Source organism: Buttiauxella agrestis ATCC 33320, from assembly GCF_000735355.1.
GTDB classification, from domain to species: domain Bacteria; phylum Pseudomonadota; class Gammaproteobacteria; order Enterobacterales; family Enterobacteriaceae; genus Buttiauxella; species Buttiauxella agrestis.
This window is the reverse complement of the sequence record NZ_JMPI01000023.1, coordinates 21,889-46,631: the sequence shown is the minus strand read 5'-3', so window position 1 is coordinate 46,631 and position 24,743 is coordinate 21,889. Positions and strand designations below refer to the sequence as shown.

The window sequence follows — 24,743 nt, the reverse complement described above, 5'->3', positions numbered from 1 at the left end:
ATAGCTCGTTTGGCCTGAGGTTATTTATTCCTGCCAGCGAGCTGCGGATGCGCGGATATCAATATGCGTGTAATTCTCGCTACGCCCAATCCCATATTGTTGCCGATACTGGGTTTCCAGATAATCAGAAACTCTATTTGCTGGGATATTATTCACAGTAATATCTGCGGCAGTACCCAATAAATGTTGGCTCGCGTATATATCCCCGCATTCCTTACTATATTGCGTACAACAACAGCCTTTCTGTATGACAACTGACTGTTCAAAATGCTGCTGTACGGCGTCCAAAAGTTCGACTAATTCTTTGCTCACGTCAGCAAAGCCACAGCCACAGGGGCAAGAAAAGTCATGCCGGTTAAAATACGGGGAAATTGACTTCACGCTAATCTTTCATTCCTGATTAAAAAATAGGGTTAATGACCTGAGATAAATCTATAATTATTTAAGAGGAGGAGTTAAAACCCTCCAGATAATTTGAGAAAAGATACGAGGCAATACCCTTACTATTCAAATAGTTTTTACAGATCAAAAAAGCCTTATTGATCGTTAAAATCAATTTTATGTTTAATTATTATCATGCAACTGCACGAAAAATCTGGCTAACGTTTAAAAAAGCTGACGACCAGACATTCCTGCGCGTAAAGTGGGTGTTAACAATAAAAAAGCCTCAACTTTATTTTTCGCAAGGAATGAAAATGATCTTCGACTCAACCCTCTTAATACTTCTGGCACTGGCTGGACTAGGTTTTGTCAGCCATAACACCACCGTTGCGGTATCCATCCTGGTACTCATCATTGTGCGTGTCACGCCGCTGAGCCAGTTCTTTCCGTGGATTGAAAAACAAGGTTTAACGGTCGGGATAATCATTCTGACCATTGGCGTGATGGCTCCCATCGCCAGCGGAACATTACCCGCCAGTACCCTTCTTCACTCCTTTACCAACTGGAAATCAGTGGTTGCCATCGTCGTTGGGGTATTTGTTTCCTGGCTTGGCGGGCGCGGCGTGACATTAATGAGCAGCCAGCCAAGTTTGGTGGCCGGTTTGCTGGTGGGAACGGTTTTAGGTGTAGCCTTATTTCGCGGCGTTCCTGTCGGACCACTTATTGCCGCCGGACTTGTCTCGTTAATTGTCGGAAAAACCTAAGGCTCAAGCGATGCCAGATAGCGTCCCGGCGTATTGCCGAGTGCTTTTTTGAACATCGTTATAAAAGCGTTGGTTGAGTCATATCCCAGTTCGCTCGCAATTTGTTGGACTGATACTCCGCCAATCAGCAGCTGCAAGGCGATGATTAACTGCAACTGCTGACGCCAACGCCGGAAACTCAGCCCTGTTTCTTTTACCACCAGGCGGGCGAGATTGCGCTCGCTCATCGCCAGTTGCGAAGCCCATTGTTCGAGAGTTAAACGTTCCTGTGGATGTTGCACCAGTTGGTCGGCAATAAACCGAATTTTCGGGTGTCGTGACATAGGTAAATGCAGCTGTTCTACCGCCTGGCGCGGCAGTTCGTCGAATAATACCTGAACCAACCTTTGCGTCTCGGGCTGAGATAAATCCCCTTCGTTTTTCTCGGTGAGATGCACTATAAGCTCACGTACCAGCGGTGAAATTCTTAGCGTGCAGCATTGCGCAGGCATTTCTACCGCGCCCGGTTCGATAAACAGAAAGCACAACCGTGCATTAGCGGTGGCTCGGTTGCTGTGGGGCATTTCCCCAGGGATCCAGACGGCATGCTGAGTTGGCACCATCCACAATGCGGGTTCAACTTCACAGGTGATCCCGCCGTGCAGCGCAAGAATCAATTGGCCTTTGCGATGCTGGTGTAAAGGAATTTCGTTTTCGCTTTCCGATACCAGAATGCGAAATGCCTGAGCTGGCTGGCAATTACTGTCGGGATTGAACCCTTCCAGGGCTAAGCCACGTTCCATTAAGTTGTCCGGTTTTAGGGATAATCTGTCATTTTACGTTGATTTCATCCATACCCAAAGCGTGTATCTTGAGCGCATCGTTTTTTAGAGATCTTTTTATGAGTTCAATGACTGCTACCCGTTTGAAAAAACATGGCTTACTGCTGGCCGGTATTTTGATGATTGCCACTACGCTGCGCGTGACGTTTACCGGTGCGGCCCCCTTGTTGGATATGATTCGCGAGACATTCGGCCTGACGACGGCGCAAACGGGCATACTCACCACGTTGCCATTATTGGCTTTTGCGGTAGTTTCCCCATTAGCGGCTGGTATTGCACGCCGGTTTGGGATTGAACGCACCCTGTTTGCTGCCATGTTGATTATCTGCGCTGGAATTGCGCTGCGATCTGCGGGAAATACCGCATTATTGTATTTTGGTACGGCAATCATTGGCTGCGGGATTGCTATCGGGAATGTGCTATTGCCCGGCCTGATTAAGCGGGATTTTCCTGGCCACGTTGCACGTCTTACTGGTGCCTATTCACTTACGATGGGCGTTGCAGCGGCCATCGGTTCCATGTTTGTGGTACCTGTTGCTCAGCACGGATACGGCTGGCCTGGCGCGCTATTAGCCTTGATGATTTTCCCGGCTGCGGCATTGCTGGTCTGGTTGCCGCAGCTATCAAATCATACCTCATCAACATTAAGCACCAGCAAAGCACTGCACAACCGCGGCATCTGGACTTCTGCACTGGCATGGCAAGTGACATTATTCCTGGGTATTAACTCGCTTATTTATTACGTCGTGATTGGCTGGTTGCCTTCGATACTGATAAGTCACGGTTATAGTGAGGCGCAAGCGGGTTCGCTACATGGATTAATGCAACTGGCGACCGCCATTCCTGGCTTGTTAGTGGGTGTGATTTTAAGCCGACTCAAAGATCAACGAGGGATCGCTATTCTGATGGCATTGCTGTGCGCCATAAGCGCCGTCGGCTTGCTATTCATGCCGGATTTAGCCAGTGTTTGGGTGGTGATCTTTGGTTTTGGTTCCGGTGCGACCATGATTTTAGGACTCACGTTCATTGGCCTTCGGGCGAACAGTGCACACCAGGCGGCAGCGCTTTCGGGTATGGCACAATGTGTGGGTTATTTATTAGCCGCTTTCGGACCGCCGTTGATGGGCAAAGTTCATGATATTTCAGGCCAGTGGAGCCTTCCACTGATGGGATGCGCGCTGCTGGCCTGTATCATGGCTGTATTTGGGGGCTTTGCCGGGCGTGATGCAGAAATAAATCCAACACGTCCGCATCAGTCTTCGTGATTAACGCTGCGCCGCTTTGAGCAATGCTTCAACCAGCGGCGCAGGTCTGTTTTTCAATGCGTTACGCTCGTGCTGAAACAGTGTACCGACAAAAAATGGGTGGCCACTTAACTCGACGGCACGGATTTCACCTTGATTATCCCAGCCAGTCACCTGTAGTTGCGATTTGCGAATCTGGTCGGCAAAACTGTCAGCAATCCCATAGTTACAGTGATAGCCTTCTTCAATCTGCGTCCGGCCATAAGCCTCAGCAATGATTGAGCCGGGCTTTAATTTTATCGCGTCAGATTTCTCCACCAGCGAGCAACTCAGCGGCGCGATAACTAACCTTCCCTCACTATCAGTTTCAGCGTGTCCGGCATCGTGCCATCCGATAACATTCCGCGCGTATTCAATTACCGCATGCTGAAACCCACCACAGGTTCCCAGAAATGGGATCTGGTTTTCACGCGCAAAGCGGATGGCCAGAAAAGCACCGTCTTCATTTTGATACGGACTTGCCGGAACGCACCAAATCGCGTCGTATCCCACGAGATCTTCCTGGCTTGTCACGTCAGGTGTCGATAACCAGTCATAGTCAGCGGTGACACCAACATATTCAGCTGCATTATCTAAAGCCAGGGGAATCGCCTGATGCGCGATAACCGCAGGATTAAAGTCACCCACCAGCGCAATACGAAGAGTTTGTTTCAGAGGTAATGGAGGCATTTATTTGAATATCCTTATGTTTAACAGCTTCTGGCACATAAGGAATGATAGGATATGCCGATATTTTTTGCCTGGCAACGCCCATATTTAGCAGGGTAGTAAAACGTGGATACACTGGTGTAGCGTGTCTTTTTCTCCTCAATCACTGTGACGCAATGAAAACAAAAATACTGGTCAGTGCTTGTTTGATGGGCTTTAAAGTTCGTTATAACGGGCAGGATAAACCTCTGCTGGCCGATGTGCTGACGCGTTGGCAACAAGAGAATCGGTTGGTCATTCATTGCCCGGAACTGGCGGCGGGATTGAGCACGCCTCGTCTGCCCGCAGAACTTGTGGGTGGTGGTGGTCTGGCTGCACTTAATGGATCAGCAAACATTCTGGAAAGCGATGGTACGGATGTGAGCCAACATTATTTGTTAGCTGCATGTCTTGCGTTAAAAACCGCGCAAGAATCCGGATGTCGCCTGGCATTAATGACGGACGGCAGTCCTACCTGTGGCAGTTTGAAGATTTATGACGGGACATTTCAGGGAAGAACGCAGCCGGGAATGGGGGTTGCCACGGCGTTTTTGCGGCAGCACGGTATCGAAGTTTACGCAGATAGTGAGATTTCTGCGCTAATCGCTCGCGTCGCCGAGTTAGACGGGTAATCAATGACATTTCATTACCCGCTCTGCCCCACAAGCCAATCAATGCACCGCGAGCGTTTCATCAACTTCTGGCAATAAAGACTTATCTAACGGCAACAAATATTCAGCCCGGACAAAGGTATAACCTTCACGACCATCAAAGGCAACAACATTACCTGTCACCAGCCACAACGGATGATTAGCATCGTGTGGAAGTTGCGTCACAACGCCTGTAACCGGGTTTACAAAGCTTTCGCCCGGCTCGCAAAGACCAAAAAGTTCGACTGATTTACCGACATTCACACGCCCGGCGGCGGTACGGGAGCCGATAATCATTGCCAGCATGCCCGGTTTTAACTGAAACATAAAAAGACTCTGTAGTACCTTAAAAATTGACTATATCAGAACATTCTTAGATGAAAATGTAAACAGGCCACAAGTTTTACCTCGTAGCCTGTAGCGTCAAGAGCGTGTTCCAAAAAACACGCCGTGTATATTTTCTGCTTACACCGCGTGACTTAAAACCAGCCATACGGTTTTATTTGATTAATCGCGGGTTTGCACCCAGAAAGCATGAATTAATCCAGGGATGTAGCCTAGCAGTGTCAGTACAATGTTCAGAATAAATGCCCAGCCGAATCCCTTACCTAGCAACACACCCAATGGGGGTAAAATAATCGTAAAAACAATACGCCAAAAGCCCATAAAAAAACTCCAGTTATTAATGCTAACTATACTGAAAAAAGCATATTTCACTATAAGCATAGTCTACTGAGCGTAAACCTACAGACGGTGTATCGTGATTTAATGTAAATAGCGGGCATAACCACAGCACGATTATGTGTTTGATTTAAAGGTATAAAAGATGGGCGTTAGCGGATTTTAGATAACAAAAAACCCGCACAATGGCGGGTTTATTCACTTTGACTTAACGGCTCGGGTTATTCACCGTCTTCGCATGCGTAAGTCTCAGTATGCGTTAGCAGTCTTACAGAGCAACAACGTTAGTTGCTGATGGACCTTTAGCGCCGTTCTCAACAGAGAACTCAACTTTCTGGCCTTCGTCCAGAGTTTTGAAATCATTGCTCTGAATGGCAGAGAAGTGAACGAACACATCTTTGCTACCATTGTCAGGAGTGATGAAACCGAAACCTTTTTCTGGGTTAAACCATTTTACTAAACCAGTCATTTTAGACATAGATACTTCCTCATTATTTTACAGCCATTTAATATGGCGAACGTGGTCTGTATTGCAGAACGTTTCTTATTTAGGCACTTAGGAGGAGACTCACGAAGAAGGGTATCTGATGACTTGATAGCGCTTGAACTGAGGACTGCTTTACTAAAACTGCTTTCATAAGGTCTGTCTTCCAAACCGATGACGCATTTACTCATGCCTGCGCTTTGGAAGCAAGAATTATTTTCAAATAATAATTTTCTCATCAAGGATTGCCGCCCCGCCGCCCTTCTACACAACCCTCGAATACGAGTGTGTGTTTTTTAATCAAAGCATCTGTGTGCGAGCTATAGTTAAACGGTAGCCGGATGAATGTGTAGATGGTGTCGCGATGGCCCGTTTGTTGTTGGTACTTCTCTTGATGTCTACGTTTTTGCCGATGACGCATGCAGCCACCGACGAACAGCCGTTGAAATTCGATACCCAGGTTAACACCGTCCTGGGTGATTATGATGTGATGAAAGAGCGGCGCGTGATACGCGTCTTAATCCCTTACAGCAAAACTTTCTACTTTATTGACAACCGGGGTACGCAGCGCGGCATCATGGTTGAGTTGATGCACCAGTTTGACAAACAAATCAATAAAGGCCTTAAACCCTCAAAAAAAACACATCTCCTTTTTATTCCAACCGCACGTGATCAGCTCATCCCACAGCTAATTGCTGGCCGTGGCGATATCATTGCTGCCAATTTAACGATGACTCCAGAACGCGAAAAGTTAGTCGATTTCAGCGTTCCCTTAGCAAAAAATGTCCGTGAAGTAGTGATTGCCAGCGGCAAGGCTCCCGAACTCACAACAGCAGAATCGCTGTCTGGTAAATCTCTGTTTGTTAACCCTTCCACCAGCTATATTTCGAGTATTGATACGCTTAATAAAAGCCTGACCGAGAAACAACTTCCACCCGCGATAGTGATCAAAGCCCCCGGCAATTTTGAACCCGAAGATATTCTGGAAATGGTAAATGCGAACCTCGCCGACTACACCGTGGTGGACAGATACCTGGCAATCTTGTGGAAACAGATTTACCCCAACATTGTGGTTTACGAAAATATTACGCTGCGGGATGACGGTTCTATCGCGCTTGCTATGCGTAAAAACTCCCCTTTGCTTAAAGCCCAGCTCGATAAATTCACGGCTAGCCATAAAATCGGCACGTCATTCGGCAATCAGCAGGTTTATAAATATTTACGCAATACGAAGTGGGTAAAAGATGCGCGTTCGGAAGAAGAGATAAATAAATTTAATCAGGTCACTGAAATATTTCGCAAATATGGTGCGCAATATAATGTCGATTGGTTACTAATGGCAGCTCAAGGCTACCAGGAGTCACGACTCGATCAGTCTGTGCGAAGCAAAAGCGGCGCGATTGGCGTGATGCAGGTTCTTCCTACCACCGGTAAAGAGTTAAAGGTAGGCGATATCAGTTTAATCGACCCGAACATTAATGCAGGAGTGAAATACATCCGCTTCATGCGCGACCGTTATTTTGCTGATGAACCCATGAGTGACATGAACAAAATGCTATTCACTTTCGCATCTTATAACGCGGGACCGGCTAAAATTGCCCGGTTACGTAAAGAAGCGACCAAAAATGGCCTTGACCCCAATATCTGGTTTAACAATGTTGAAAGAATTGCGCAGCTGCGTATAGGTAACGAAACGGTGCAATACGTGAGCAACATCTTTAAGTATTACGTTGCTTATCAGCTCATCATGGAACAAATAAAAGCGCGGAAAGCAGAGTTACCTGTTGCGGCCAGTACCGCAGAATAGCTCTACCTGTGAAAGCTCCAGCATTCTTTTTCAATAACATCCCTTGCCTTGAATGTCGAGATTTATTACTGTATATAAACACAGCCTTAAAAGAGACGTATCAATGTTCGTGGAACTGGTTTACGACAAACGAAATGTAGCGGGTCTTCCCGGTGCAAATGAAAAAATCCTTGCCGAGCTTACCCGAAGAGTTCAGACCATTTTTCCAGATGCTGACGTCAGAGTGAAACCCATGCAAATGAATGCGGTTCACAGTGATTGCACGAAAAATGAGAAAGAGAAAATCAACCGTCTGGTTGAAGAGATGTTTGATGAAGCGGATTTCTGGCTGGTTTGCGAAGACTAACAACAGGTCGCACAACAATGAGAAAAACAACCGTAGTTTTAATTGTCGTCGCTATCCTTGTCTGGCTTGCAAGTCAGCAGGGTTGGATTTAACGCACGACTGAGGAAGCGCTATCGAAAGCTAGCCTTCCTTCAATTTGATTTCATACAGACGAAAAAAAACCACCTGAAAGGTGGTTTTCTTAAATATGGTGCCGACTACCGGAATCGAACTGGTGACCTACTGATTACAAGTCAGTTGCTCTACCTACTGAGCTAAGTCGGCGTGGAATGCATAGTACATAAACTCGATCTACGATGCAATTCCTTGCGAACTGTTCGCTTAAAAATTCAACTTATTGTTATAAAATCAACCAGTCACGAGCGAAAAATCTGTATTTTGTGTAAAAATTGCACTTCTCATAACCCGGTTACTGCGATTTAAAACACTTTTGATGAGAAATCGTTTTTGACTTCGCTTTCTATATAAGTGTTCAAACCCCATCCGGCACGCGCCAGTTCTTTCATTTTTTCCAGATGCTCTGGCCCTGGGTGGCGGATATCGTATAGATACACGTGATTATTCTTGAACCGGACTTTCATCGAATTTGCATCAATCTGGAAACTGACAACTTGTGAATCACCACTTTTGTTGGAGTAATTTTCCATTCCACATCCTCTTTGATTGAACCTGAATTCGGTCGATTCATCTATTAATCACGTCCAGAGTTTTGGTAAAGGGTAGTAGCTCACGATTTCAGAAAAACAATAAAAAAAGGGAGCCATTGGCTCCCCCTTTTATCATTAGCGAATTTGCTAATTACATATGTTCGATCATTGCGTCGCCAAACTCTGAACATTTCAGCAGCTTAGCGCCTTCCATCAGGCGTTCGAAATCGTAAGTTACAGTTTTGGCGTTAATCGCGCCTTCCATACCTTTAACAATTAAGTCAGCCGCTTCGAACCATTCCATATGACGCAGCATCATTTCTGCGGAAAGGATAATTGAACCTGGGTTCACTTTGTCCTGGCCAGCATATTTTGGTGCAGTGCCGTGGGTCGCTTCGAACAGTGCACATTCGTCACCGATGTTAGCGCCTGGTGCGATACCGATACCGCCAACCTGAGCGGCCAGGGCGTCGGAGATGTAGTCACCGTTCAGGTTCATACAAGCAATAACGTCATATTCAGCAGGACGCAGCAGGATCTGTTGCAGGAACGCATCCGCGATCACGTCTTTAACAACGATTTCTTTGCCAGTGTTAGGGTTCTTCAGTTTCACCCATGGGCCGCCGTCGATCAGCTCGCCGCCGAATTCTTCACGCGCCAGCTGGTAGCCCCAGTCTTTGAAAGCACCTTCGGTGAATTTCATGATGTTGCCTTTGTGAACCAGGGTCACAGAATCACGGTCGTTAGTGATTGCGTATTCGATGGCTGCACGAACCAGGCGTTTGGTGCCTTCTTCAGAGCACGGCTTGATGCCGATACCGCAATGTTCTGGGAAACGAATTTTCGTCACGCCCATTTCATCACGCAGGAATTTGATGACTTTTTCAGCTTCAGCGCTGTCAGCCTTCCACTCGATGCCCGCATAAATATCTTCTGAGTTTTCACGGAAGATAACCATGTTGGTCAGTTCTGGGTGTTTAACCGGGCTTGGCGTGCCCTGGTAGTAACGCACCGGACGCAGGCACACGTACAGGTCAAGCTGCTGACGCAGCGCAACGTTCAGGGAACGAATGCCGCCGCCAACTGGCGTGGTCAGTGGGCCTTTAATCGCCACACGGTAATCACGAATCAGGTCCAGAGTTTCTTCTGGCAGCCAGACGTCCTGGCCATAAAGTTGGGTAGATTTTTCGCCGGTATAGATTTCCATCCAGGAAATTTTCCGCTCGCCTTTGTAGGCCTTCTGCACGGCGGCATCAACCACTTTGATCATAGCTGGCGTCACGTCCACACCGATACCATCACCTTCAATGAAAGGAATGATTGGGTTGTGAGGAACATTCAGTTTGCCATCTTGCAGGGTGATCTTTTTACCTTCCGCCGGAACAACTACTTTGCTTTCCATTAACCTTCTCCTTCGAGCGATTCTTTTTGTTAATGATTTGTAATGTGCGTGTCAATACTACTTGAATATCAGGCCCGCGCCAATCACTGGTGATTTCCGTTATAATGCGTTAATACCTAACGTCTGAAAACACTATGAATAAAACTTCTTTTAGAAACCAGCAAGTTAAACGATTCAGCACGCAACGACCTGCCAAAAAACCACAGCATAGCGGACCGAAGCGGCTGGTTATCTTCAATAAACCCTACGATGTGCTACCGCAGTTCACCGACGAATCTGGCCGCAGCACGCTGAAAGATTACATACCGTTACAAGGAATTTACGCGGCGGGCCGTCTGGATCGCGACAGCGAAGGTCTGCTGGTGTTAACCAATGACGGCGCTTTACAGGCGCAACTCACCCAACCGGGCAAACGTACCGGGAAGGTCTATTTTGTGCAGGTTGAAGGTGCAGTAACAGCAGAAGCGCTGGAATCTCTGCGTAACGGCGTCACCCTAAACGATGGCCCTACTCTGCCCGCAGGAGCTGAACGGGTTGACGAGCCTGCATGGATTTGGGCGCGTAACCCGCCGATTCGTGAACGCAAGGCAATTCCTACCAGCTGGTTGAAAATCACCTTGTACGAAGGGCGTAACCGCCAGGTACGGCGTATGACGGCGCATGTGGGTTATCCAACTCTACGCCTGATTCGCTATGCAATGGGGACACTGGAACTGAGCGATTTGGCACCGGGCGAATGGCGCGAAATCCCGATAGAGACCTTATAAAAGGTTCTGAGTATTGACGCCGTGTTGTGTGACGTGTGAAACGCGACTGCTGAGGAACGCGTCACTATCAGGCACGGTGATTTCCAGCGCTTGCTCAAATAGAGAAGAGTTAATCAAGAAATTGGCGCTACAGGCGTTGCTTGCAATAGGGATGTTCCATGCCGTTGCCAGCCGCATCAGGGCTTTTACATCGGAGTGATGTGGCACCGCACTAAGCGGATCCCAGAAGAAAACCAGCACATCAATCTGACCTGAAGCAATCAAATACCCTAGCTGTTGATCGCCCCCTATCGAGCCACTCATCAAAGCCAGTACGGATAAACGGGTATGAACCTGCAAGAGATTTCCGGTAGTGCCGGTTGCGTAAATAATGTGGTTGCTGAGTGCTGCCTGGTTATCAACCGCCCAGTTCAGCAGGTCGGGTTTACAAGGATCGTGAGCCACTAAAGCGATACGTTTCTGTTGCGGCATAATACGCGTGGTAAGCTGCATGATGGTGCCCTCGAGGGATTTTTGAAATCCAACAGAGTATAGGCCACAGAAAAATATGTGATACAGATCACTTTATAATGATCGTACTAACGAATTTGAGACAGGAAAAATAACGATGTTTAAACCGCACGTTACTGTCGCCTGCGTGGTTCAGGCGCAGGGGAAATTTTTGGTTGTTGAAGAAACAATCAATGGCAAAGCCTTATGGAATCAGCCTGCCGGGCATCTGGAAGCCGACGAAACGCTGGTTGAAGCTGCTCAACGTGAATTGTATGAAGAAACGGGTATTTGCGCGCAGCCGCAAACATTCATCCGCTTGCACCAATGGATTGCGCCAGATAACACGCCGTTCCTGCGTTTCTTATTCTGTATCGATCTTGAAGAGCAACTCCCCACTACTCCGCATGATAGCGACATCGATCGCTGCTTATGGTTGGATGCGCAACAAATTGTTAACGCAGGTAATTTACGCTCGCCATTAGTGGCGGAAAGTATCCGCTACTATCAGCGTGCTGAACGTTATCCGCTCAGCATGATCGGTGCATTTAACTGGCCGTTGAGTTAGGGGTGCCAGGCCCGGTGATGCGTGATAGAATATGCCGCCTTTAAGTTCAATGTCGTGAGTTACTCCATGTCTGATAACAGCCAGAAAAAAGTGATCGTCGGGATGTCCGGCGGTGTCGATTCCTCCGTTTCCGCTTACCTGTTGCAACAACAAGGTTATAAGGTGGAAGGCCTGTTCATGAAGAACTGGGAAGAGGACGATGGCGAGGAGTATTGCACCGCAGCGGCTGATTTAGCTGATGCACAGGCCGTTTGCGATAAGCTCGGCATTGAACTACACACCGTAAACTTTGCCGCAGAATACTGGGATAACGTGTTTGAACACTTCCTGGAAGAGTACAAAGCCGGGCGCACGCCAAACCCGGATATTCTGTGCAACAAAGAAATCAAATTTAAAGCTTTCCTCGAATTTGCCGCCGAAGATTTAGGTGCTGATTACATCGCAACGGGTCACTACGTGCGTCGCGAAGACGTGGACGGTAAAAGCCGCCTGCTGCGTGGTTTAGACAATAATAAAGATCAAAGCTACTTCCTTTACACGCTCGGCCATGAGCAAATCGCGCAAAGCCTGTTCCCTGTTGGTGAACTCGAAAAACCAGAAGTGCGCCGCATCGCCGAAGAGTTAGATTTGATCACCGCGAAGAAAAAAGACTCCACCGGTATCTGCTTTATCGGCGAGCGCAAATTCCGCGAATTCCTGGGTCGCTACCTGCCTGCACAGCCGGGTATCATCGTTACTGTTGATGGCGAAACCATTGGTGAACACCAGGGGTTGATGTACCACACACTCGGCCAGCGTAAAGGCCTGGGCATCGGCGGCACCAAAGAAGGTAGCGAAGATCCTTGGTATGTGGTCGATAAAGACGTTGAGAATAATATTCTGGTGGTCGCGCAAGGCCATGACCATCCGCGTCTGATGTCAGTGGGTTTAATTGCCCAGCAGTTGCATTGGGTTGATCGTGAGACGCTGACCGAACCGCTGAAATGCACCGTGAAAACCCGTTATCGCCAGACAGACCTTCCTTGCACCATCACGCCGCTGGATGCAGATCGCATTGAAGTGCGTTTTGATGAGCCAGTTGCCGCCGTCACCCCGGGCCAGTCTGCTGTGTTCTACCTCGGTGAAGTGTGCCTCGGTGGTGGTGTTATTGAGCAGCGTGTGCCGCTCGTAACTGAATAAAATAAAGTTTAATCGCAAACAAGGACGAATAACCTGGTGGCTAAAAATTACTATGACATCACTATCGCACTAGCAGGGATCTGCCAGTCTGCTCGTCTGGTTCAGCAATTGGCGCATCAGGGGCATTGCGATAACGAGGCGCTGCATGTCTCGTTAAATAGCGTTATTGATCAAAATCCAGGTTCCACGCTGGACGTTTTCGGTGGCAATGAAGCCAACCTGAAATTGGGCCTGGAAACGTTGCTGGGTGTGTTGAACGCCAGTAATCGTCAGGGTCTGAACGCTGAATTAACGCGTTATACCTTAAGTCTGATGGTTCTTGAGCGTAAACTTTACGCCAATAAAGGTGCGATGGATAAACTCGGGTCGAGCATCGCCGGTTTGCAGCGTCAATTAGAACATTTTGACCTTGAGTCCGAAACGTTACTTAGCGCTATGGCCGGGATTTATGTTGATGTAATTAGCCCGCTAGGCCCACGTATTCAGGTCACTGGCTCCCCTGCCGTGCTGCAAAGCCCGCAGGTGCAAAGCAAAGTCCGTGCCTCGTTGTTAGCCGGTATCCGCGCCGCCGTATTATGGCACCAGGTTGGCGGTGGCCGCCTGCAGTTAATGTTTTCTCGTAGTCGCCTGTGTGCTCAGGCCAAACAAATTCTTGCTCAATGTTAACCTCTCTGGAGTTGTAACTTATGGAATTATCCTCACTGACCGCCGTTTCCCCAATTGATGGACGTTACGGCGACAAAGTCAGCGCTCTGCGCGCTATTTTCAGCGAATTTGGTCTGCTGAAATTCCGCGTACAAGTCGAAGTACGTTGGCTACAAAAACTGGCCACGCACACAGCGATCAAGGAAGTTCCGGCTTTTGACGCAAACGCAAACGATTACCTTGATAAAATTGTCGCCGAGTTCAGTGAAGAAGATGCTGCACGCATTAAAACCATTGAGCGCACCACCAATCACGACGTAAAAGCGGTTGAATACTTCCTGAAAGAAAAAGTGGCAGCGGTTCCTGCCCTGCATGCGGTGAATGAATTTATTCACTTCGCCTGTACTTCTGAAGATATTAACAACTTGTCTCATGCGTTGATGCTGCAAACCGCACGTAAAGACGTGGTGCTGCCGTACTGGCGTAAAGTCATCGACGCGGTGAAAGACCTGTCAGTTCAGTACCGTGATATTCCTCTGCTTTCCCGTACCCACGGCCAGCCTGCTACCCCATCAACGATGGGTAAAGAAATGGCAAACGTGGCTTACCGTATGGAGCGCCAGTTCCGTCAGCTAGAGAAAGTAGACATTCTGGGCAAAATCAACGGCGCGGTGGGTAACTATAACGCCCACATGGTCGCTTACCCGGAAGTTGACTGGCACCAGTTCAGCGAAGAGTTCGTGACTTCACTGGGCATTCAGTGGAACCCGTACACCACGCAAATTGAACCACACGATTACATCGCTGAGCTGTTTGACTGCATCGCTCGCTTCAACACTATTCTTATCGACTTCGATCGTGACGTGTGGGGTTACATCGCGCTGAACCACTTCAAGCAGAAAACTATCGCAGGCGAGATCGGTTCTTCTACCATGCCGCATAAAGTTAACCCAATCGACTTCGAAAACTCCGAAGGCAACCTGGGCCTGTCTAACGCGATGCTGCAACACCTCGCAAGCAAACTGCCTGTTTCCCGCTGGCAGCGCGACCTGACTGACTCCACCGTGCTTCGTAACCTGGGTGTGGGTATCGGCTATGCACTGATCGCCTACCAGTCCACACTGAAAGGCGTGAGCAAACTGGAAGTCAACCGTGACCGTCTGCTTGCGGAGCTGGACCTCAACTGGGAAGTTCTGGCTGAACCAATCCAGACCGTGATGCGCCGCTACGGCATCGAAAAACCTTACGAAAAGCTGAAAGAGCTGACTCGCGGTAAGCGTGTAGATGCTGAAGGCATGAAACAGTTTATCGACAGCCTTGAGCTGCCAGAAGATGAGAAAACTCGTCTGAAAGAGATGACGCCAGCCAACTATATTGGCCGCGCCATCACTATGGTTGACGAGTTGAAATAACACCTGAACGCCACCCGCTGCGGTGGCGTTTTCACATTCCCGCCTGGTTTACTCACGGTTTATGCCCCCTGGCTGATAATTAGCGTTAAACTATCAATGCCATCTATTTACTGGGAAAATCGAATGCGTGTACTCGTTGTGGAAGATAATGCTCTTTTACGCCACCATCTCCAGGTTCAGTTGCGTGAAGCCGGTCATCAGGTTGATGCAGCGGAAGATGCCAAAGAAGCCGACTATTTCCTGAATGAACACACTCCCGATATTGCCGTTGTGGATTTGGGCCTGCCTGACGAAGACGGCCTGAGTCTTATCCGTCGCTGGCGCAGCCATGATGTCACCTTGCCTATCCTGGTTTTGACTGCACGTGAAGGCTGGCAGGATAAAGTCGAAGTGCTGGGCGCGGGCGCTGATGATTACGTGACTAAACCGTTTCATCTTGAAGAAGTTGTCGCTCGTATGCAGGTATTGATGCGCCGCAACAGTGGCCTGGCGTCACAGGTTATTTCCCTGCCCCCTTTCCAGGTCGATTTATCGCGCCGCGAGCTGCTTATCAACGACAACCAGATTAAGCTCACCGCCTTTGAATACACCATCATGGAAACGCTGATTCGTAACAATGGCAAAGTGGTCAGCAAAGATTCATTAATGCTCCAGCTTTACCCTGATGCCGAACTGCGCGAAAGCCACACCATTGATGTATTAATGGGCCGTTTGCGTAAAAAAATTCTGGCTGAATATCCCCATGAAGCTATCACCACCGTGCGTGGTCAGGGCTACCGCCTCGATCTGCGTTAACCATGAAATTCTTCGGCCGTATTTTACCGTTATCACTTCGCGTTCGCTTTTTACTGGCGACCGCCGTGGTAGTCATGGTGCTGTCACTGGCCTACGGTTTCGTGGCATTAGTGGGCTACAGCATCAGTGTTGATAAAACCTCTTTCCGTTTACTGCGCGGTGAGAGCAATCTTTTTTATACATTTGCCAGCATTGAAAATGGCCATGTGGATGTTGTCCTGCCAGACAACCTGAATCTGAAAACGCCGACCATGGCACTTATCTATGACGATAAAGGTAACTTGCTTTGGACCCAGCACAATGTGCCGCTTATCGTGCAGCAAATTAAAAAAGAGTGGCTCACCAGTAACGGTTTTCACGAGCTTGAAGCAAACTTCGATACCACCCACGCCTTGCTGGCAAACGATGAAAAGCTACAGACTAAGCTAAAAAATTTTTATGACGATGACTACAGTGATGATGTCACTCACTCCGTCGCGGTCAATAAATACCCTGCCATGGGGAAAATGCCTGCTCTAACCATTGTGGTTGTGGACACAATTCCGCTCGAATTAAAACGCCAATACACGGTACTGAGCATGTTTGCCTGTGTATTCATCGCCAACTTATTGTTAGTCATACCATTGCTTTGGTTTGCTGCACGCTGGAGCCTGCGCCCCATTGAAGCCCTGGCCCGCGAGGTTCGTGAACTCGAAAAACATGACCGTGACGCGCTAAACCCGGAAACCACACGAGAGCTAACCAGCCTCGTACAAAACCTCAACCGACTGCTGCGCACCGAACGTGACCGTTACCAAAAATATCGCACCACCCTCACCGATCTCACACACAGCCTGAAAACACCACTCGCCGTATTGCAAAGCACGCTGCGATCGTTACGCACCAACAAGTTGGATATTGAGAACGCAGAACCGGTGATGCTTGAGCAAATTAGCCGCATTTCTCAGCAAATTGGCTACTATCTGCATCGCGCCAGCATGCGCGGTGACAACGCATTGATTAGTCGTGAACTTCATCCCGTCGCCCCGTTGCTCGACAGCCTTTGTTCCGCTCTAAATAAGGTTTATCAACGCAAAGGTGTGAATATCACTCTCGATATTTCCCCGGAAATTACCTTTGTCGGCGAGAAGAATGACTTTATGGAAGTGATGGGCAACGTGCTTGATAACGCCTGCAAATATTGTCTTGAGTTTGTTGAGATTTCAGGCCGCCAGCTGGACGACACGCTGCATTTATTCGTTGATGACGACGGGCCGGGGATCCCGGAGAGTAAACGCGCGTTAGTGTTTGACCGCGGACAACGCGCCGACACCCTGCGGCCAGGCCAGGGCGTGGGCTTATCGGTCGCTCGGGAAATCGTCGAACAGTACGATGGTCAAATCAAGGCCTCGGGCTGCGAACTGGGTGGCACGCGTATGGAAGTGATTTTTGCGCGCCAGCGTCCAGACCGAGAAGAAGATTGAAAATACTCCCGTAACCGGCAGCACCATCCGTTATAATCCTCGCAGGCTCCTTCACCTGCCGGATAATAATATGGACTATCAACTCGACCTAAACTGGCCCGATTTCATCGCGAACTACTGGCAGAAACGCCCGGTCGTTCTAAAACGCGGCTTCAAAAACTTCATCGACCCCATCTCCCCGGATGAACTCGCAGGCCTTGCCATGGAAAACGAGGTGGACAGCCGCCTGGTCAGCCATAACGAAGGCAGATGGCAAGTCAGCCACGGTCCATTCCAGAGCTATGATCACCTGGGCGAAAACAACTGGTCTTTGCTGGTTCAGGCCGTTAACCACTGGCATGAACAAAGCGCACGCCTAATGCGCCCCTTCCGCGCACTACCGGACTGGCGAATTGACGATCTGATGATCTCCTTCTCGGTACCAGGCGGCGGCGTTGGCCCGCATTACGACCAGTACGACGTGTTTATCATTCAGGGTGTTGGCCGCCGTCGCTGGCGTGTGGGTGAAAAAGTTGCGCTGAAACAACACTGCCCGCATCCTGATTTGCTGCAAGTTGAACCGTTCGACGCCATCATCGACGAAGAAATGGAGCCGGGTGATATTCTCTATATCCCGCCTGGTTTCCCGCATGAAGGCTACTCGCTAGAAAACTCGATGAACTACTCTGTCGGTTTCCGCGCCCCAAGTGGCCGCGAGCTGATCAGTGGTTTTGCCGATTATGTGCTGCAACGTGAACTGGGCAGCCAGCGTTATACCGACCCTGGTGTGCCTGTGCGCCAGCACCCGGCGGATGTTCTGCCGCAGGAAATGGATACATTACGCGAAATGATGCTGGATCTTATCAACCAGCCTGAGCACTTCAAAACCTGGTTCGGTGAGTTTGTTTCCCAATCACGCCACGAACTTGACGTCGCTCCGCCAGAACCGCCCTATCAGCCTGATGAGATTTACGACGCCCTGAAACAAGGTGATGCCATTACTCGTCTGGGTGGCTTACGCGTGCTGCGTATTGCCGATGAGATTTACGTTAACGGCGAGAAAATTGACAGCCCGCATCGCCCGGCTCTTGAAGCACTGGCGAGCAACATCACACTGAAAGCAGAAATGTTTGGTGATGCGCTGGAAGACCCATCTTTCCTGGCGATGCTGGCCGCACTGGTTAACAGCGGTTACTGGTATTTCGAGGATTAAAAGTCGTTGCGGGTGGCACATTTGCCACCCGCATTTTTAACTCTGCTCAGCCGTCAGCTCCGCAATCCTGACAATCACCGCTACCGCTTTTTCCATCCCTTCCAGCGTCACAAACTCGTGTTTGCCGTGGTAGTTATAGCCGCCGGTGAACAGGTTCGGGCAAGGCAAACCTTTAAATGACAGCTGCGCGCCATCGGTACCGCCGCGAATCGGTTTCATGATGGGCTCGATGTCGCAGTCGCGCATCGCCTGCTGCGCCACTTCCACAATGTATGGATGCTCGGCCACTTTCTCGCGCATGTTGTAATAGCTATCGTCGATAATCAGCTCGATATAGCAATCCGGGTGCAGGCCTTTGCCAACATTTTTGGCGATATCCATCATTTTGCGTTTACGTGCTTCAAACTGTTCGCGGTCAAAATCACGAATGATGTAGTGCATCTCCGCTTTATCGACCGAGCCTTTAATTCCGTGCAAATGATAAAAACCTTCGTAGCCTTCAGTGCATTCCGGGCTTTCGTTGGCCGGCACTTCGGCATGAATACGTGCAGCGAGTGACAGCGCATTAACCATCACCCCTTTTGCAGACCCCGGGTGAACATTGTTGCCGACAATTTTAATGGTCACAGACGCCGCATTGAAGTTCTCGCACTCCAGTTCGCCGACGCCGCCGCCATCAACAGTGTAGGCCCAGCGTGCATCAAATGCTTCAACATCAAAATGTTTTGCGCCTTTACCGACTTCTTCGTCAGGAGTGAAAGCAACGCGGATATCGCCGTGGGGGATGTTTTTCTCTTTGAGCACCGTCATCGCCGTCATAATTTCGGCGATACCGGCTTTATCATCCGCGCCGAGCAGCGTTTTACCATCGGTGGTAATCAGGGTTTGCCCAAGCAACTGATGCAAAACAGGGAACATCACCGGAGAGAGCACCTCATCGCCGATACCCAACGCAATATCACCACCGCGATAGTTTTCGACAATCTGCGGATTCACATTTTTACCTGTGAAATCAGGTGCGGTATCGACGTGGGAAATGAAACCAATGGCCGGGACTTTTTTATCGACGTTGGAAGGAAGTGTGCCCATCACGGTACCATGATCGCCAAGCGTCACATTCACCAAACCCATCTCTTCCATTTGCTCTCTCAGCAACCGCAACAACTTCCACTGCCCTTCTGTGCTCGGAACTTGTTTTACGCCCGGCTTGGACTGTGTATCCAAAGAGACATAATGTAAGAAACGCTCAAGTAATTTATCCATGTCGCTACCCTCAATTTTTGTGACTTCATTATCAGTAAGCCACAAATGCAAATATTGCGTTAGGTCACTTTTAGCCTGCCAGAGTTAAAAATAGTCGTGAAATGGGGAACTGTTGCCGATTGGTATTCAAATCCAGGCCACACTAAGGTATCAAGGATTGGCGATTTCAATGCTTTGCCGTAGAATGCCTGCCCTTACTTAACGTGCAAAACCGCAAGGTGGTTACTCACAAACCCCGCATCAGCCCGCAATTTGATGCGTTTTATATGGGACAGCGTAAAAAATTGAATAAACAGCAACGTTCGCTTTCACCGCTGGTAGAACTGGCGGGAGTAGGTAAGAGCTTTGATGGCAAAACCGTAATTTCTGATTTATCTCTCACCATCAATCATGGTGAATTCCTCACACTCCTGGGTCCTTCCGGCTGTGGGAAAACCACCGTACTGCGCTTAATCGCCGGACTGGAAAGTGTGGATTCTGGCAATATTATTCTTGATAGCCAGGATATTACGCAGCATCCCGCGGAGCATCGCCACGTCAATACCGTCTTCCAGAGCTATGCTCTGTTTCCTCATATGTCCGTTTTTGAAAACGTCGCGTTCGGTTTAAGAATGCAGAAAACACCTGCCGCACAGATCACGCCTCGCGTAACTGAAGCGTTAAAAATGGTGCAGTTAGAGGAATTTGCCCAACGGAAACCGCATCAGCTTTCTGGCGGCCAGCAGCAGCGTGTGGCAATTGCGCGGGCGGTGGTCAATAAACCGCGATTATTACTGCTTGATGAGTCGCTTTCTGCGCTTGACTACAAATTGCGCAAGCAGATGCAGAACGAACTTAAAGCCCTCCAGCGCAAACTCGGCATTACCTTTGTATTCGTCACTCACGACCAGGAAGAAGCGTTGACCATGTCCGACAGGATTGTGGTGATGCGAGATGGACGAATTGAGCAAGACGGCACGCCGCGCGAAATTTACGAAGAACCTAAAAACCTGTTTGTGGCGAGCTTTATCGGTGAAATCAATATCTTTGATGCGATCGTTATCGAACGTGTTGATGAACAGCGCGTGCTGGCGAGCGTCGAAGGCCGCGAGTGCCATATTTACGCGAGTATGCCGGTTACGACAGGTCAGCATCTGAAAGTGCTGCTGCGCCCGGAAGATTTACGCGTTGAAGAAATCAACGATACTCATGTGGCCGAGGGTTTAATCGGTTATGTGCGGGAGCGTAACTACAAAGGCATGACGCTGGAATCTAATGTCGAGCTGGAAAACGGCAAAATGGTGATGGTCAGCGAATTCTTTAATGAAGATGACCCTGATTTTGACCACACGCTCGACCAGAAAATGTCGATTAACTGGGTTGAAAGTTGGGAGGTTGTGCTGGCAGATGAAGAGCTCGCGTAAATTCCAGAACTTTGTGATCGCCACTATCGTCGGTTGGCTGGTAATGTTCGTGTTCCTGCCCAATCTGATGATCATCGGCACCAGTTTCCTGACGCGTGATGACGCTAATTTCGTCAGCATGGTTTTCACGCTGGATAACTACACCCGGCTTGCAGACCCTTTGTACGCGCAGGTTTTGCTGCACTCGCTAAATATGGCGGTGATTGCCACCCTCGCCTGCCTGGTACTGGGCTATCCGTTTGCGTGGTTCCTCGCGCGTTTACCCGAACGGGTGCGCCCGCTGCTGCTGTTTTTACTGATTGTCCCCTTCTGGACCAACTCGTTAATTCGCATTTATGGACTTAAAATCTTTCTCAGCACCAAAGGGTATATGAATGCGTTTTTGTTGTGGTTGGGGGTGATTGATACACCGATTCGTATTATGTATACCGAAAGCGCCGTCATTCTTGGCCTCGTGTATATCCTGCTGCCATTTATGGTAATGCCGCTGTACTCGAGCATTGAAAAGCTTGATAAGCCGCTGCTGGAGGCTGCGCGGGATTTAGGGGCCAGTAAACTTCAGACCTTTATCCGCATTATTATTCCGCTCACCATGCCAGGCATTATTGCTGGCTGCTTATTAGTGATGCTGCCTGCGATGGGGCTGTTTTACGTCTCCGACTTAATGGGCGGGGCGAAAAACTTGTTAATTGGCAACGTGATTAAGAGCCAGTTCCTGAACATCCGCGACTGGCCGTTTGGGGCGGCAACCAGCATTACACTTACGTTAGTGATGGGCCTGATGCTGCTGATTTACTGGCGTGCCGCCAGCTTATTGAATAAAAAGGTGGAATTAGAATGATAGGTCGCCTGCTTCGTGGCGGCTTTATGACCGCTATATACGCGTATCTGTATATTCCCATCATCATTTTGATCGTTAACTCGTTTAACAGTTCGCGTTTCGGCATTAACTGGCAGGGCTTTACCGGAAAGTGGTATAGCTTGCTGATGAATAACGACAGCCTGCTACAGGCCGCGCAACATTCGCTGACCATGGCGGTGTTTTCTGCCACCGCAGCAACGCTGATTGGTTCGCTGACCGCTGTGGCACTCTATCGCTACCGTTTTCGTGGCAAGCCATTCGTCAGCGGCATGCTGTTTGTGGTGATGATGTCGCCCGATATCGTGATGGCGATTTCACTGCTGGTGCTGTTTATGCTGCTCGGGGTGTCGCTCGGATTCTGGTCGTTGCTATTCTCACACATCACCTTCTGTCTGCCGTTTGTGGTCGTTACCGTCTATTCTCGGCTGAAAGGGTTTGATGTGCGCATGTTAGAAGCGGCGAAAGATCTGGGTGCCAGCGAATTAACTATTCTGCGCAAGATCCTGCTGCCACTTGCGATGCCAGCCGTCGCCGCTGGCTGGTTACTCAGTTTTACGCTCTCGATGGACGACGTGGTGGTTTCATCTTTTGTGACCGGCCCAAGTTATGAAATTTTACCGTTGAAGATTTACTCAATGGTGAAGGTGGGTGTTTCACCAGAGGTGAACGCACTTGCCACCATTTTGTTAGTACTCTCGCTGGTCCTGGTCATTGCCAGTCAGCTTATTCTTCGTGATAAAACCAGGGGACATTAAAATGACTAAATGGCCACGCCACCTGCTCGCTGCTGGCGTTCTGACGCTCGGTATGGGCGCTGCACATGCCGACGACAGCAAAACGCTCTACTTCTATAACTGGACCGAGTATGTGCCGCCAGGCCTGCTTGAACAGTTCACCAAAGAAACCGGCATCAAAGTGATTTATTCGACTTACGAATCGAATGAAACTATGTACGCCAAGCTCAAAACGTATAAAGACGGTGCGTATGATTTGGTTGTGCCATCAACTTACTTTGTGGCGAAAATGCGCAAAGAAGGCATGATCCAGAAGATCGATAAAAGCAAACTGAGCAATTTCAAAAACCTCGATCCTGAAATGCTTAATAAGCCCTTTGACCCGAATAACGACTACTCCATTCCCTACATCTGGGGTGCGACAGCCATTGGCGTAAACAGTGATGCTATCGACCCGAAAACTGTCACCAGTTGGGCTGATTTATGGAAGCCGGAGTACAAACAAAGCCTGTTGCTGACCGATGATGCGCGCGAAGTATTCCAGATCGCGCTGCGTAAGCTCGGTTATTCCGGTAACACTACTGATCCGAAAGAGATTGAAGCGGCTTATCACGAACTTCAAAAGCTGATGCCAAACGTCGCGGCATTCAACTCGGATAACCCAGCCAACCCGTATATGGAAGGCGAAGTGAATCTCGGTATGGTGTGGAATGGCTCGGCGTATGTTGCCCGCCAGGCTGGCACTCCGCTGGATATTGTCTGGCCGAAAGAAGGCGGGATTTTCTGGATGGATAACTTGTCTATTCCGGCAAATGCCAAAAACGTTGATGGCGCGCTGAAACTGATTAACTTCCTGTTGCGCCCGGAAATTGCAAAACAGGTCGCGGAAACTATCGGCTACCCGACGCCAAACCTTGAAGCACGCAAATTGCTGCCAAAAGAAGTCTCCGGCGATAAGACGCTTTATCCAGATGAAACGGTGCTGAAAAATGGTGAGTGGCAAAACGATGTTGGCGACGCCAGCACAATTTATGAGAATTACTATCAGAAGTTGAAGGCTGGACGCTGAGTTCTGCCTTGATCTATCCCTCACCCCATCCCTCTCCCAAAGGAGAGGGCGAACACAGGACAGTCCCCTCTCCTTCAAGGAGAGGGTTAGGGTGAGGATGGTTTAAGACAGACCTTTCAACAACCGTTCCACATACTCCGGCACCACTTCGCTGGCTAAACCGTAGAACTTTTCCTCGAACTCACTACCAACCTGGCTTGGTTCAAGATTTAGCTCAACGGTATGTGCGCCTTGTAAACGGGCTTCGTGCACGAACCCGGCAGCCGGGTAAACATGGCCTGAAGTACCGATGGCAATAAAGTAATCAGCTGTTGCCAGCGCCTGGTAAATCTCATCCATACCCAGCGGCATTTCGCCAAACCACACCACATGCGGGCGCAAGGGTGAGGAAAGCTGGCAACAATGGCAGCGATCTTGTGGGGTGACATCCCCTTTCCATTCAATCACTTGTCCACTCTGCGCACAGCGAACTTTTAGCAGCTCGCCATGCATATGGATAATATTTTTATTCCCGGCACGTTCATGCAGATTATCAATATTTTGCGTCACCAACAGGAAGTGGTCGCCCAACTCTTCTTCCAGGCGAGCCAGCGCCAGATGAGCGGCGTTAGGCTTAATTTCTGCCTGCTGGAGTTGTCGACGGCGCGCATTATAAAATGCCTGCACCAGTTCCGGGTCACGAGCAAAACCCTCTGGCGTCGCCACATCTTCAACGCGATGCTCTTCCCACAAGCCATCTGTTGCACGAAAAGTACGGATTCCTGACTCGGCGGAAATCCCCGCACCGGTCAGCACCACAACTCGAGGTTTTTCCATCGCTTCGGGTCCAGGACTGTCTCTGAAAAAAGCACGCTGACGCAAGCGCTGGCGGAGCAATCGTTTGGTTTTGCGAAACCGGCTTAGCCGATGTTGACGACGCGATAGCATA

28 protein-coding genes and 1 tRNA gene are annotated in these 24,743 nt (G+C 49.2%); 17 read left to right on the top strand and 12 right to left on the bottom strand.

What is annotated here, in order from left to right; translation table 11 throughout:
• Positions 1 to 24: 24 nt before the first annotated feature.
• Positions 25 to 381 carry a D-Ala-D-Ala carboxypeptidase family metallohydrolase gene (locus GBAG_RS22045; protein WP_034494712.1) on the bottom strand — a complete coding sequence of 119 codons (357 nt, stop codon included), beginning with the start codon at positions 379 to 381 and terminating at the stop codon, positions 25 to 27.
• 317 nt (positions 382 to 698) lie between these two features.
• Between GBAG_RS22045 and GBAG_RS07505 the strand changes: the two genes are divergently transcribed.
• Entirely contained in the window at positions 699 to 1,145 is a 447-nt protein-coding gene (locus GBAG_RS07505) for a DUF441 domain-containing protein (RefSeq protein WP_034494920.1), read from the top strand.
• Here the strand turns inward: GBAG_RS07505 and GBAG_RS07500 are convergent.
• Positions 1,142 to 1,927 carry an AraC family transcriptional regulator gene (locus tag GBAG_RS07500; protein WP_034494710.1) on the bottom strand — a complete coding sequence of 262 codons (786 nt, stop codon included), beginning with the start codon at positions 1,925 to 1,927 and terminating at the stop codon, positions 1,142 to 1,144. The two genes, GBAG_RS07505 and GBAG_RS07500, sit on opposite strands and share 4 nt — an antisense overlap.
• A gap of 98 nt (positions 1,928 to 2,025) precedes the next feature.
• On the opposite strand from GBAG_RS07500, the gene GBAG_RS07495 reads away from it, so the two are divergent.
• Entirely contained in the window at positions 2,026 to 3,231 is a 1,206-nt protein-coding gene (locus GBAG_RS07495; protein ID WP_034494708.1) for a CynX/NimT family MFS transporter, read from the top strand.
• Here the strand turns inward: GBAG_RS07495 and GBAG_RS07490 are convergent, their stop codons facing one another.
• Positions 3,232 to 3,939 carry a CTP synthase C-terminal region-related (seleno)protein gene (locus GBAG_RS07490; protein WP_034494706.1) on the bottom strand — a complete coding sequence of 236 codons (708 nt, stop codon included), beginning with the start codon at positions 3,937 to 3,939 and terminating at the stop codon, positions 3,232 to 3,234. It abuts the gene before it with no gap.
• Between the two features lie 155 nt (positions 3,940 to 4,094).
• Here GBAG_RS07490 and GBAG_RS07485 point away from each other — a divergent pair, with 155 nt between their 5' ends.
• Complete coding sequence (locus GBAG_RS07485) at positions 4,095 to 4,589, top strand: 2-thiouracil desulfurase family protein (RefSeq protein WP_034494704.1); 495 nt, start codon at positions 4,095 to 4,097, stop codon at positions 4,587 to 4,589.
• A gap of 39 nt (positions 4,590 to 4,628) precedes the next feature.
• On the opposite strand, the gene GBAG_RS07480 is transcribed toward GBAG_RS07485, so the two are convergent.
• The 3 genes from GBAG_RS07480 to cspE all read right to left on the bottom strand — a co-directional run bounded on the left by GBAG_RS07480 (position 4,629) and on the right by cspE (position 5,766).
• Positions 4,629 to 4,934, bottom strand: a complete 306-nt coding sequence (locus GBAG_RS07480) for a hypothetical protein (RefSeq protein ID WP_034494702.1) — start codon at positions 4,932 to 4,934, stop codon at positions 4,629 to 4,631.
• Between the two features lie 180 nt (positions 4,935 to 5,114).
• Positions 5,115 to 5,273: a YqaE/Pmp3 family membrane protein gene (locus GBAG_RS22040; RefSeq protein WP_006687217.1), complete on the bottom strand. Its 159-nt coding sequence runs from the start codon at positions 5,271 to 5,273 to the stop codon at positions 5,115 to 5,117.
• A 283-nt stretch (positions 5,274 to 5,556) separates the two neighbouring features.
• Positions 5,557 to 5,766 (bottom strand): transcription antiterminator/RNA stability regulator CspE, encoded by a 210-nt coding sequence (gene cspE, locus GBAG_RS07470; RefSeq protein WP_034456078.1) that lies wholly within the window; start codon positions 5,764 to 5,766, stop codon positions 5,557 to 5,559.
• A 400-nt stretch (positions 5,767 to 6,166) separates the two neighbouring features.
• On the opposite strand from cspE, the gene GBAG_RS07465 reads away from it, so the two are divergent.
• Together GBAG_RS07465 and GBAG_RS07460 are read left to right on the top strand one after the other, a co-directional pair.
• Positions 6,167 to 7,579: an MltF family protein gene (locus GBAG_RS07465; protein ID WP_246864862.1), complete on the top strand. Its 1,413-nt coding sequence runs from the start codon at positions 6,167 to 6,169 to the stop codon at positions 7,577 to 7,579.
• Between the two features lie 103 nt (positions 7,580 to 7,682).
• Positions 7,683 to 7,925: a DinI-like family protein gene (locus GBAG_RS07460; RefSeq protein WP_034494697.1), complete on the top strand. Its 243-nt coding sequence runs from the start codon at positions 7,683 to 7,685 to the stop codon at positions 7,923 to 7,925.
• A 188-nt stretch (positions 7,926 to 8,113) separates the two neighbouring features.
• Here the strand turns inward: GBAG_RS07460 and GBAG_RS07455 are convergent.
• From GBAG_RS07455 to icd, 3 genes are all read right to left on the bottom strand, one after another.
• Positions 8,114 to 8,189, bottom strand: a tRNA-Thr gene (locus tag GBAG_RS07455).
• 155 nt (positions 8,190 to 8,344) lie between these two features.
• Positions 8,345 to 8,572 (bottom strand): hypothetical protein, encoded by a 228-nt coding sequence (locus GBAG_RS07450; RefSeq protein ID WP_034494696.1) that lies wholly within the window; start codon positions 8,570 to 8,572, stop codon positions 8,345 to 8,347.
• Between the two features lie 151 nt (positions 8,573 to 8,723).
• Positions 8,724 to 9,974 carry an NADP-dependent isocitrate dehydrogenase gene (gene icd / locus GBAG_RS07445; RefSeq protein WP_034456083.1) on the bottom strand — a complete coding sequence of 417 codons (1,251 nt, stop codon included), beginning with the start codon at positions 9,972 to 9,974 and terminating at the stop codon, positions 8,724 to 8,726.
• Positions 9,975 to 10,108: 134 nt separating this feature from the next.
• On the opposite strand from icd, the gene rluE reads away from it, so the two are divergent.
• The gene (gene rluE, locus GBAG_RS07440) at positions 10,109 to 10,741 is read left to right on the top strand and encodes a 23S rRNA pseudouridine(2457) synthase RluE (protein WP_034494694.1); all 633 of its coding nucleotides are present in this window, start codon (positions 10,109 to 10,111) and stop codon (positions 10,739 to 10,741) included.
• Here the strand turns inward: rluE and GBAG_RS07435 are convergent.
• Positions 10,736 to 11,233 carry a methylglyoxal synthase gene (locus GBAG_RS07435; RefSeq protein ID WP_051873654.1) on the bottom strand — a complete coding sequence of 166 codons (498 nt, stop codon included), beginning with the start codon at positions 11,231 to 11,233 and terminating at the stop codon, positions 10,736 to 10,738. The genes rluE and GBAG_RS07435 overlap by 6 nt on opposite strands.
• A gap of 115 nt (positions 11,234 to 11,348) precedes the next feature.
• Between GBAG_RS07435 and GBAG_RS07430 the strand changes: the two genes are divergently transcribed.
• The 7 genes from GBAG_RS07430 (at position 11,349) to GBAG_RS07400 (ending at position 18,484) form a co-directional block, all read left to right on the top strand.
• The gene (locus tag GBAG_RS07430; RefSeq protein WP_034494692.1) at positions 11,349 to 11,798 is read left to right on the top strand and encodes an NUDIX hydrolase; all 450 of its coding nucleotides are present in this window, start codon (positions 11,349 to 11,351) and stop codon (positions 11,796 to 11,798) included.
• A gap of 66 nt (positions 11,799 to 11,864) precedes the next feature.
• A complete protein-coding gene (gene mnmA / locus GBAG_RS07425) occupies positions 11,865 to 12,977 on the top strand; it encodes a tRNA 2-thiouridine(34) synthase MnmA (RefSeq protein WP_034494691.1) in 1,113 nt (370 codons plus the stop codon).
• A 36-nt stretch (positions 12,978 to 13,013) separates the two neighbouring features.
• On the top strand, positions 13,014 to 13,643 hold the full coding sequence (hflD, locus tag GBAG_RS07420) for a high frequency lysogenization protein HflD (RefSeq protein ID WP_034494689.1): 630 nt from the start codon (positions 13,014 to 13,016) through the stop codon (positions 13,641 to 13,643).
• Between the two features lie 20 nt (positions 13,644 to 13,663).
• The gene (gene purB / locus GBAG_RS07415) at positions 13,664 to 15,034 is read left to right on the top strand and encodes an adenylosuccinate lyase (protein ID WP_034494687.1); all 1,371 of its coding nucleotides are present in this window, start codon (positions 13,664 to 13,666) and stop codon (positions 15,032 to 15,034) included.
• 123 nt (positions 15,035 to 15,157) lie between these two features.
• A complete protein-coding gene (gene phoP / locus GBAG_RS07410) occupies positions 15,158 to 15,829 on the top strand; it encodes a two-component system response regulator PhoP (protein ID WP_034494686.1) in 672 nt (223 codons plus the stop codon).
• A gap of 2 nt (positions 15,830 to 15,831) precedes the next feature.
• Complete coding sequence (phoQ, locus tag GBAG_RS07405; RefSeq protein WP_034494684.1) at positions 15,832 to 17,292, top strand: two-component system sensor histidine kinase PhoQ; 1,461 nt, start codon at positions 15,832 to 15,834, stop codon at positions 17,290 to 17,292.
• Positions 17,293 to 17,362: 70 nt separating this feature from the next.
• Positions 17,363 to 18,484 carry a ribosomal protein uL16 3-hydroxylase gene (locus GBAG_RS07400; protein ID WP_034494682.1) on the top strand — a complete coding sequence of 374 codons (1,122 nt, stop codon included), beginning with the start codon at positions 17,363 to 17,365 and terminating at the stop codon, positions 18,482 to 18,484.
• 36 nt (positions 18,485 to 18,520) lie between these two features.
• Here GBAG_RS07400 and pepT read toward each other — a convergent pair whose 3' ends face one another.
• A complete protein-coding gene (pepT, locus tag GBAG_RS07395) occupies positions 18,521 to 19,747 on the bottom strand; it encodes a peptidase T (protein ID WP_034494680.1) in 1,227 nt (408 codons plus the stop codon).
• A 266-nt stretch (positions 19,748 to 20,013) separates the two neighbouring features.
• Here pepT and potA point away from each other — a divergent pair, with 266 nt between their 5' ends.
• Genes potA through potD form a run of 4 tightly spaced genes read left to right on the top strand, consistent with a single transcriptional unit; the run spans position 20,014 to position 23,815 of the window.
• Positions 20,014 to 21,150, top strand: a complete 1,137-nt coding sequence (gene potA, locus GBAG_RS07390; protein ID WP_034494916.1) for a spermidine/putrescine ABC transporter ATP-binding protein PotA — start codon at positions 20,014 to 20,016, stop codon at positions 21,148 to 21,150.
• Entirely contained in the window at positions 21,134 to 21,991 is an 858-nt protein-coding gene (gene potB / locus GBAG_RS07385) for a spermidine/putrescine ABC transporter permease PotB (protein ID WP_034494679.1), read from the top strand. The genes potA and potB overlap by 17 nt, the downstream gene beginning before the upstream one ends.
• Entirely contained in the window at positions 21,988 to 22,767 is a 780-nt protein-coding gene (potC, locus tag GBAG_RS07380) for a spermidine/putrescine ABC transporter permease PotC (RefSeq protein ID WP_034494678.1), read from the top strand. Before potB ends, potC begins: the two co-directional genes overlap by 4 nt.
• A gap of 1 nt (position 22,768) precedes the next feature.
• Positions 22,769 to 23,815: a spermidine/putrescine ABC transporter substrate-binding protein PotD gene (potD, locus tag GBAG_RS07375; protein ID WP_034494677.1), complete on the top strand. Its 1,047-nt coding sequence runs from the start codon at positions 22,769 to 22,771 to the stop codon at positions 23,813 to 23,815.
• Between the two features lie 102 nt (positions 23,816 to 23,917).
• Here potD and cobB read toward each other — a convergent pair whose 3' ends face one another.
• Positions 23,918 to 24,742, bottom strand: coding sequence for a Sir2 family NAD+-dependent deacetylase (gene cobB, locus GBAG_RS07370; RefSeq protein WP_034494676.1), 825 nt, complete (start codon positions 24,740 to 24,742; stop codon positions 23,918 to 23,920).
• Position 24,743: the final 1 nt, after the last annotated feature.

Coding starts and splice junctions, on each gene's coding strand:
- GBAG_RS07500 (WP_034494710.1), bottom strand. CDS start 1,927: ATGGAACGTGGCTTAGCCCTGGAAGGGTTCAATCCCGACAGTAATTGC.
- GBAG_RS07495 (WP_034494708.1), top strand. CDS start 2,026: ATGAGTTCAATGACTGCTACCCGTTTGAAAAAACATGGCTTACTGCTG.
- GBAG_RS07490 (WP_034494706.1), bottom strand. CDS start 3,939: ATGCCTCCATTACCTCTGAAACAAACTCTTCGTATTGCGCTGGTGGGT.
- GBAG_RS07485 (WP_034494704.1), top strand. CDS start 4,095: ATGAAAACAAAAATACTGGTCAGTGCTTGTTTGATGGGCTTTAAAGTT.
- GBAG_RS07480 (WP_034494702.1), bottom strand. CDS start 4,934: ATGTTTCAGTTAAAACCGGGCATGCTGGCAATGATTATCGGCTCCCGT.
- GBAG_RS22040 (WP_006687217.1), bottom strand. CDS start 5,273: ATGGGCTTTTGGCGTATTGTTTTTACGATTATTTTACCCCCATTGGGT.
- cspE (WP_034456078.1), bottom strand. CDS start 5,766: ATGTCTAAAATGACTGGTTTAGTAAAATGGTTTAACCCAGAAAAAGGT.
- GBAG_RS07465 (WP_246864862.1), top strand. CDS start 6,167: ATGTCTACGTTTTTGCCGATGACGCATGCAGCCACCGACGAACAGCCG.
- GBAG_RS07460 (WP_034494697.1), top strand. CDS start 7,683: ATGTTCGTGGAACTGGTTTACGACAAACGAAATGTAGCGGGTCTTCCC.
- GBAG_RS07450 (WP_034494696.1), bottom strand. CDS start 8,572: ATGGAAAATTACTCCAACAAAAGTGGTGATTCACAAGTTGTCAGTTTC.
- icd (WP_034456083.1), bottom strand. CDS start 9,974: ATGGAAAGCAAAGTAGTTGTTCCGGCGGAAGGTAAAAAGATCACCCTG.
- rluE (WP_034494694.1), top strand. CDS start 10,109: ATGAATAAAACTTCTTTTAGAAACCAGCAAGTTAAACGATTCAGCACG.
- GBAG_RS07435 (WP_051873654.1), bottom strand. CDS start 11,233: ATGCAGCTTACCACGCGTATTATGCCGCAACAGAAACGTATCGCTTTA.
- GBAG_RS07430 (WP_034494692.1), top strand. CDS start 11,349: ATGTTTAAACCGCACGTTACTGTCGCCTGCGTGGTTCAGGCGCAGGGG.
- mnmA (WP_034494691.1), top strand. CDS start 11,865: ATGTCTGATAACAGCCAGAAAAAAGTGATCGTCGGGATGTCCGGCGGT.
- purB (WP_034494687.1), top strand. CDS start 13,664: ATGGAATTATCCTCACTGACCGCCGTTTCCCCAATTGATGGACGTTAC.
- phoP (WP_034494686.1), top strand. CDS start 15,158: ATGCGTGTACTCGTTGTGGAAGATAATGCTCTTTTACGCCACCATCTC.
- phoQ (WP_034494684.1), top strand. CDS start 15,832: ATGAAATTCTTCGGCCGTATTTTACCGTTATCACTTCGCGTTCGCTTT.
- GBAG_RS07400 (WP_034494682.1), top strand. CDS start 17,363: ATGGACTATCAACTCGACCTAAACTGGCCCGATTTCATCGCGAACTAC.
- pepT (WP_034494680.1), bottom strand. CDS start 19,747: ATGGATAAATTACTTGAGCGTTTCTTACATTATGTCTCTTTGGATACA.
- potA (WP_034494916.1), top strand. CDS start 20,014: ATGGGACAGCGTAAAAAATTGAATAAACAGCAACGTTCGCTTTCACCG.
- potB (WP_034494679.1), top strand. CDS start 21,134: ATGAAGAGCTCGCGTAAATTCCAGAACTTTGTGATCGCCACTATCGTC.
- potC (WP_034494678.1), top strand. CDS start 21,988: ATGATAGGTCGCCTGCTTCGTGGCGGCTTTATGACCGCTATATACGCG.
- potD (WP_034494677.1), top strand. CDS start 22,769: ATGACTAAATGGCCACGCCACCTGCTCGCTGCTGGCGTTCTGACGCTC.
- cobB (WP_034494676.1), bottom strand. CDS start 24,742: ATGCTATCGCGTCGTCAACATCGGCTAAGCCGGTTTCGCAAAACCAAA.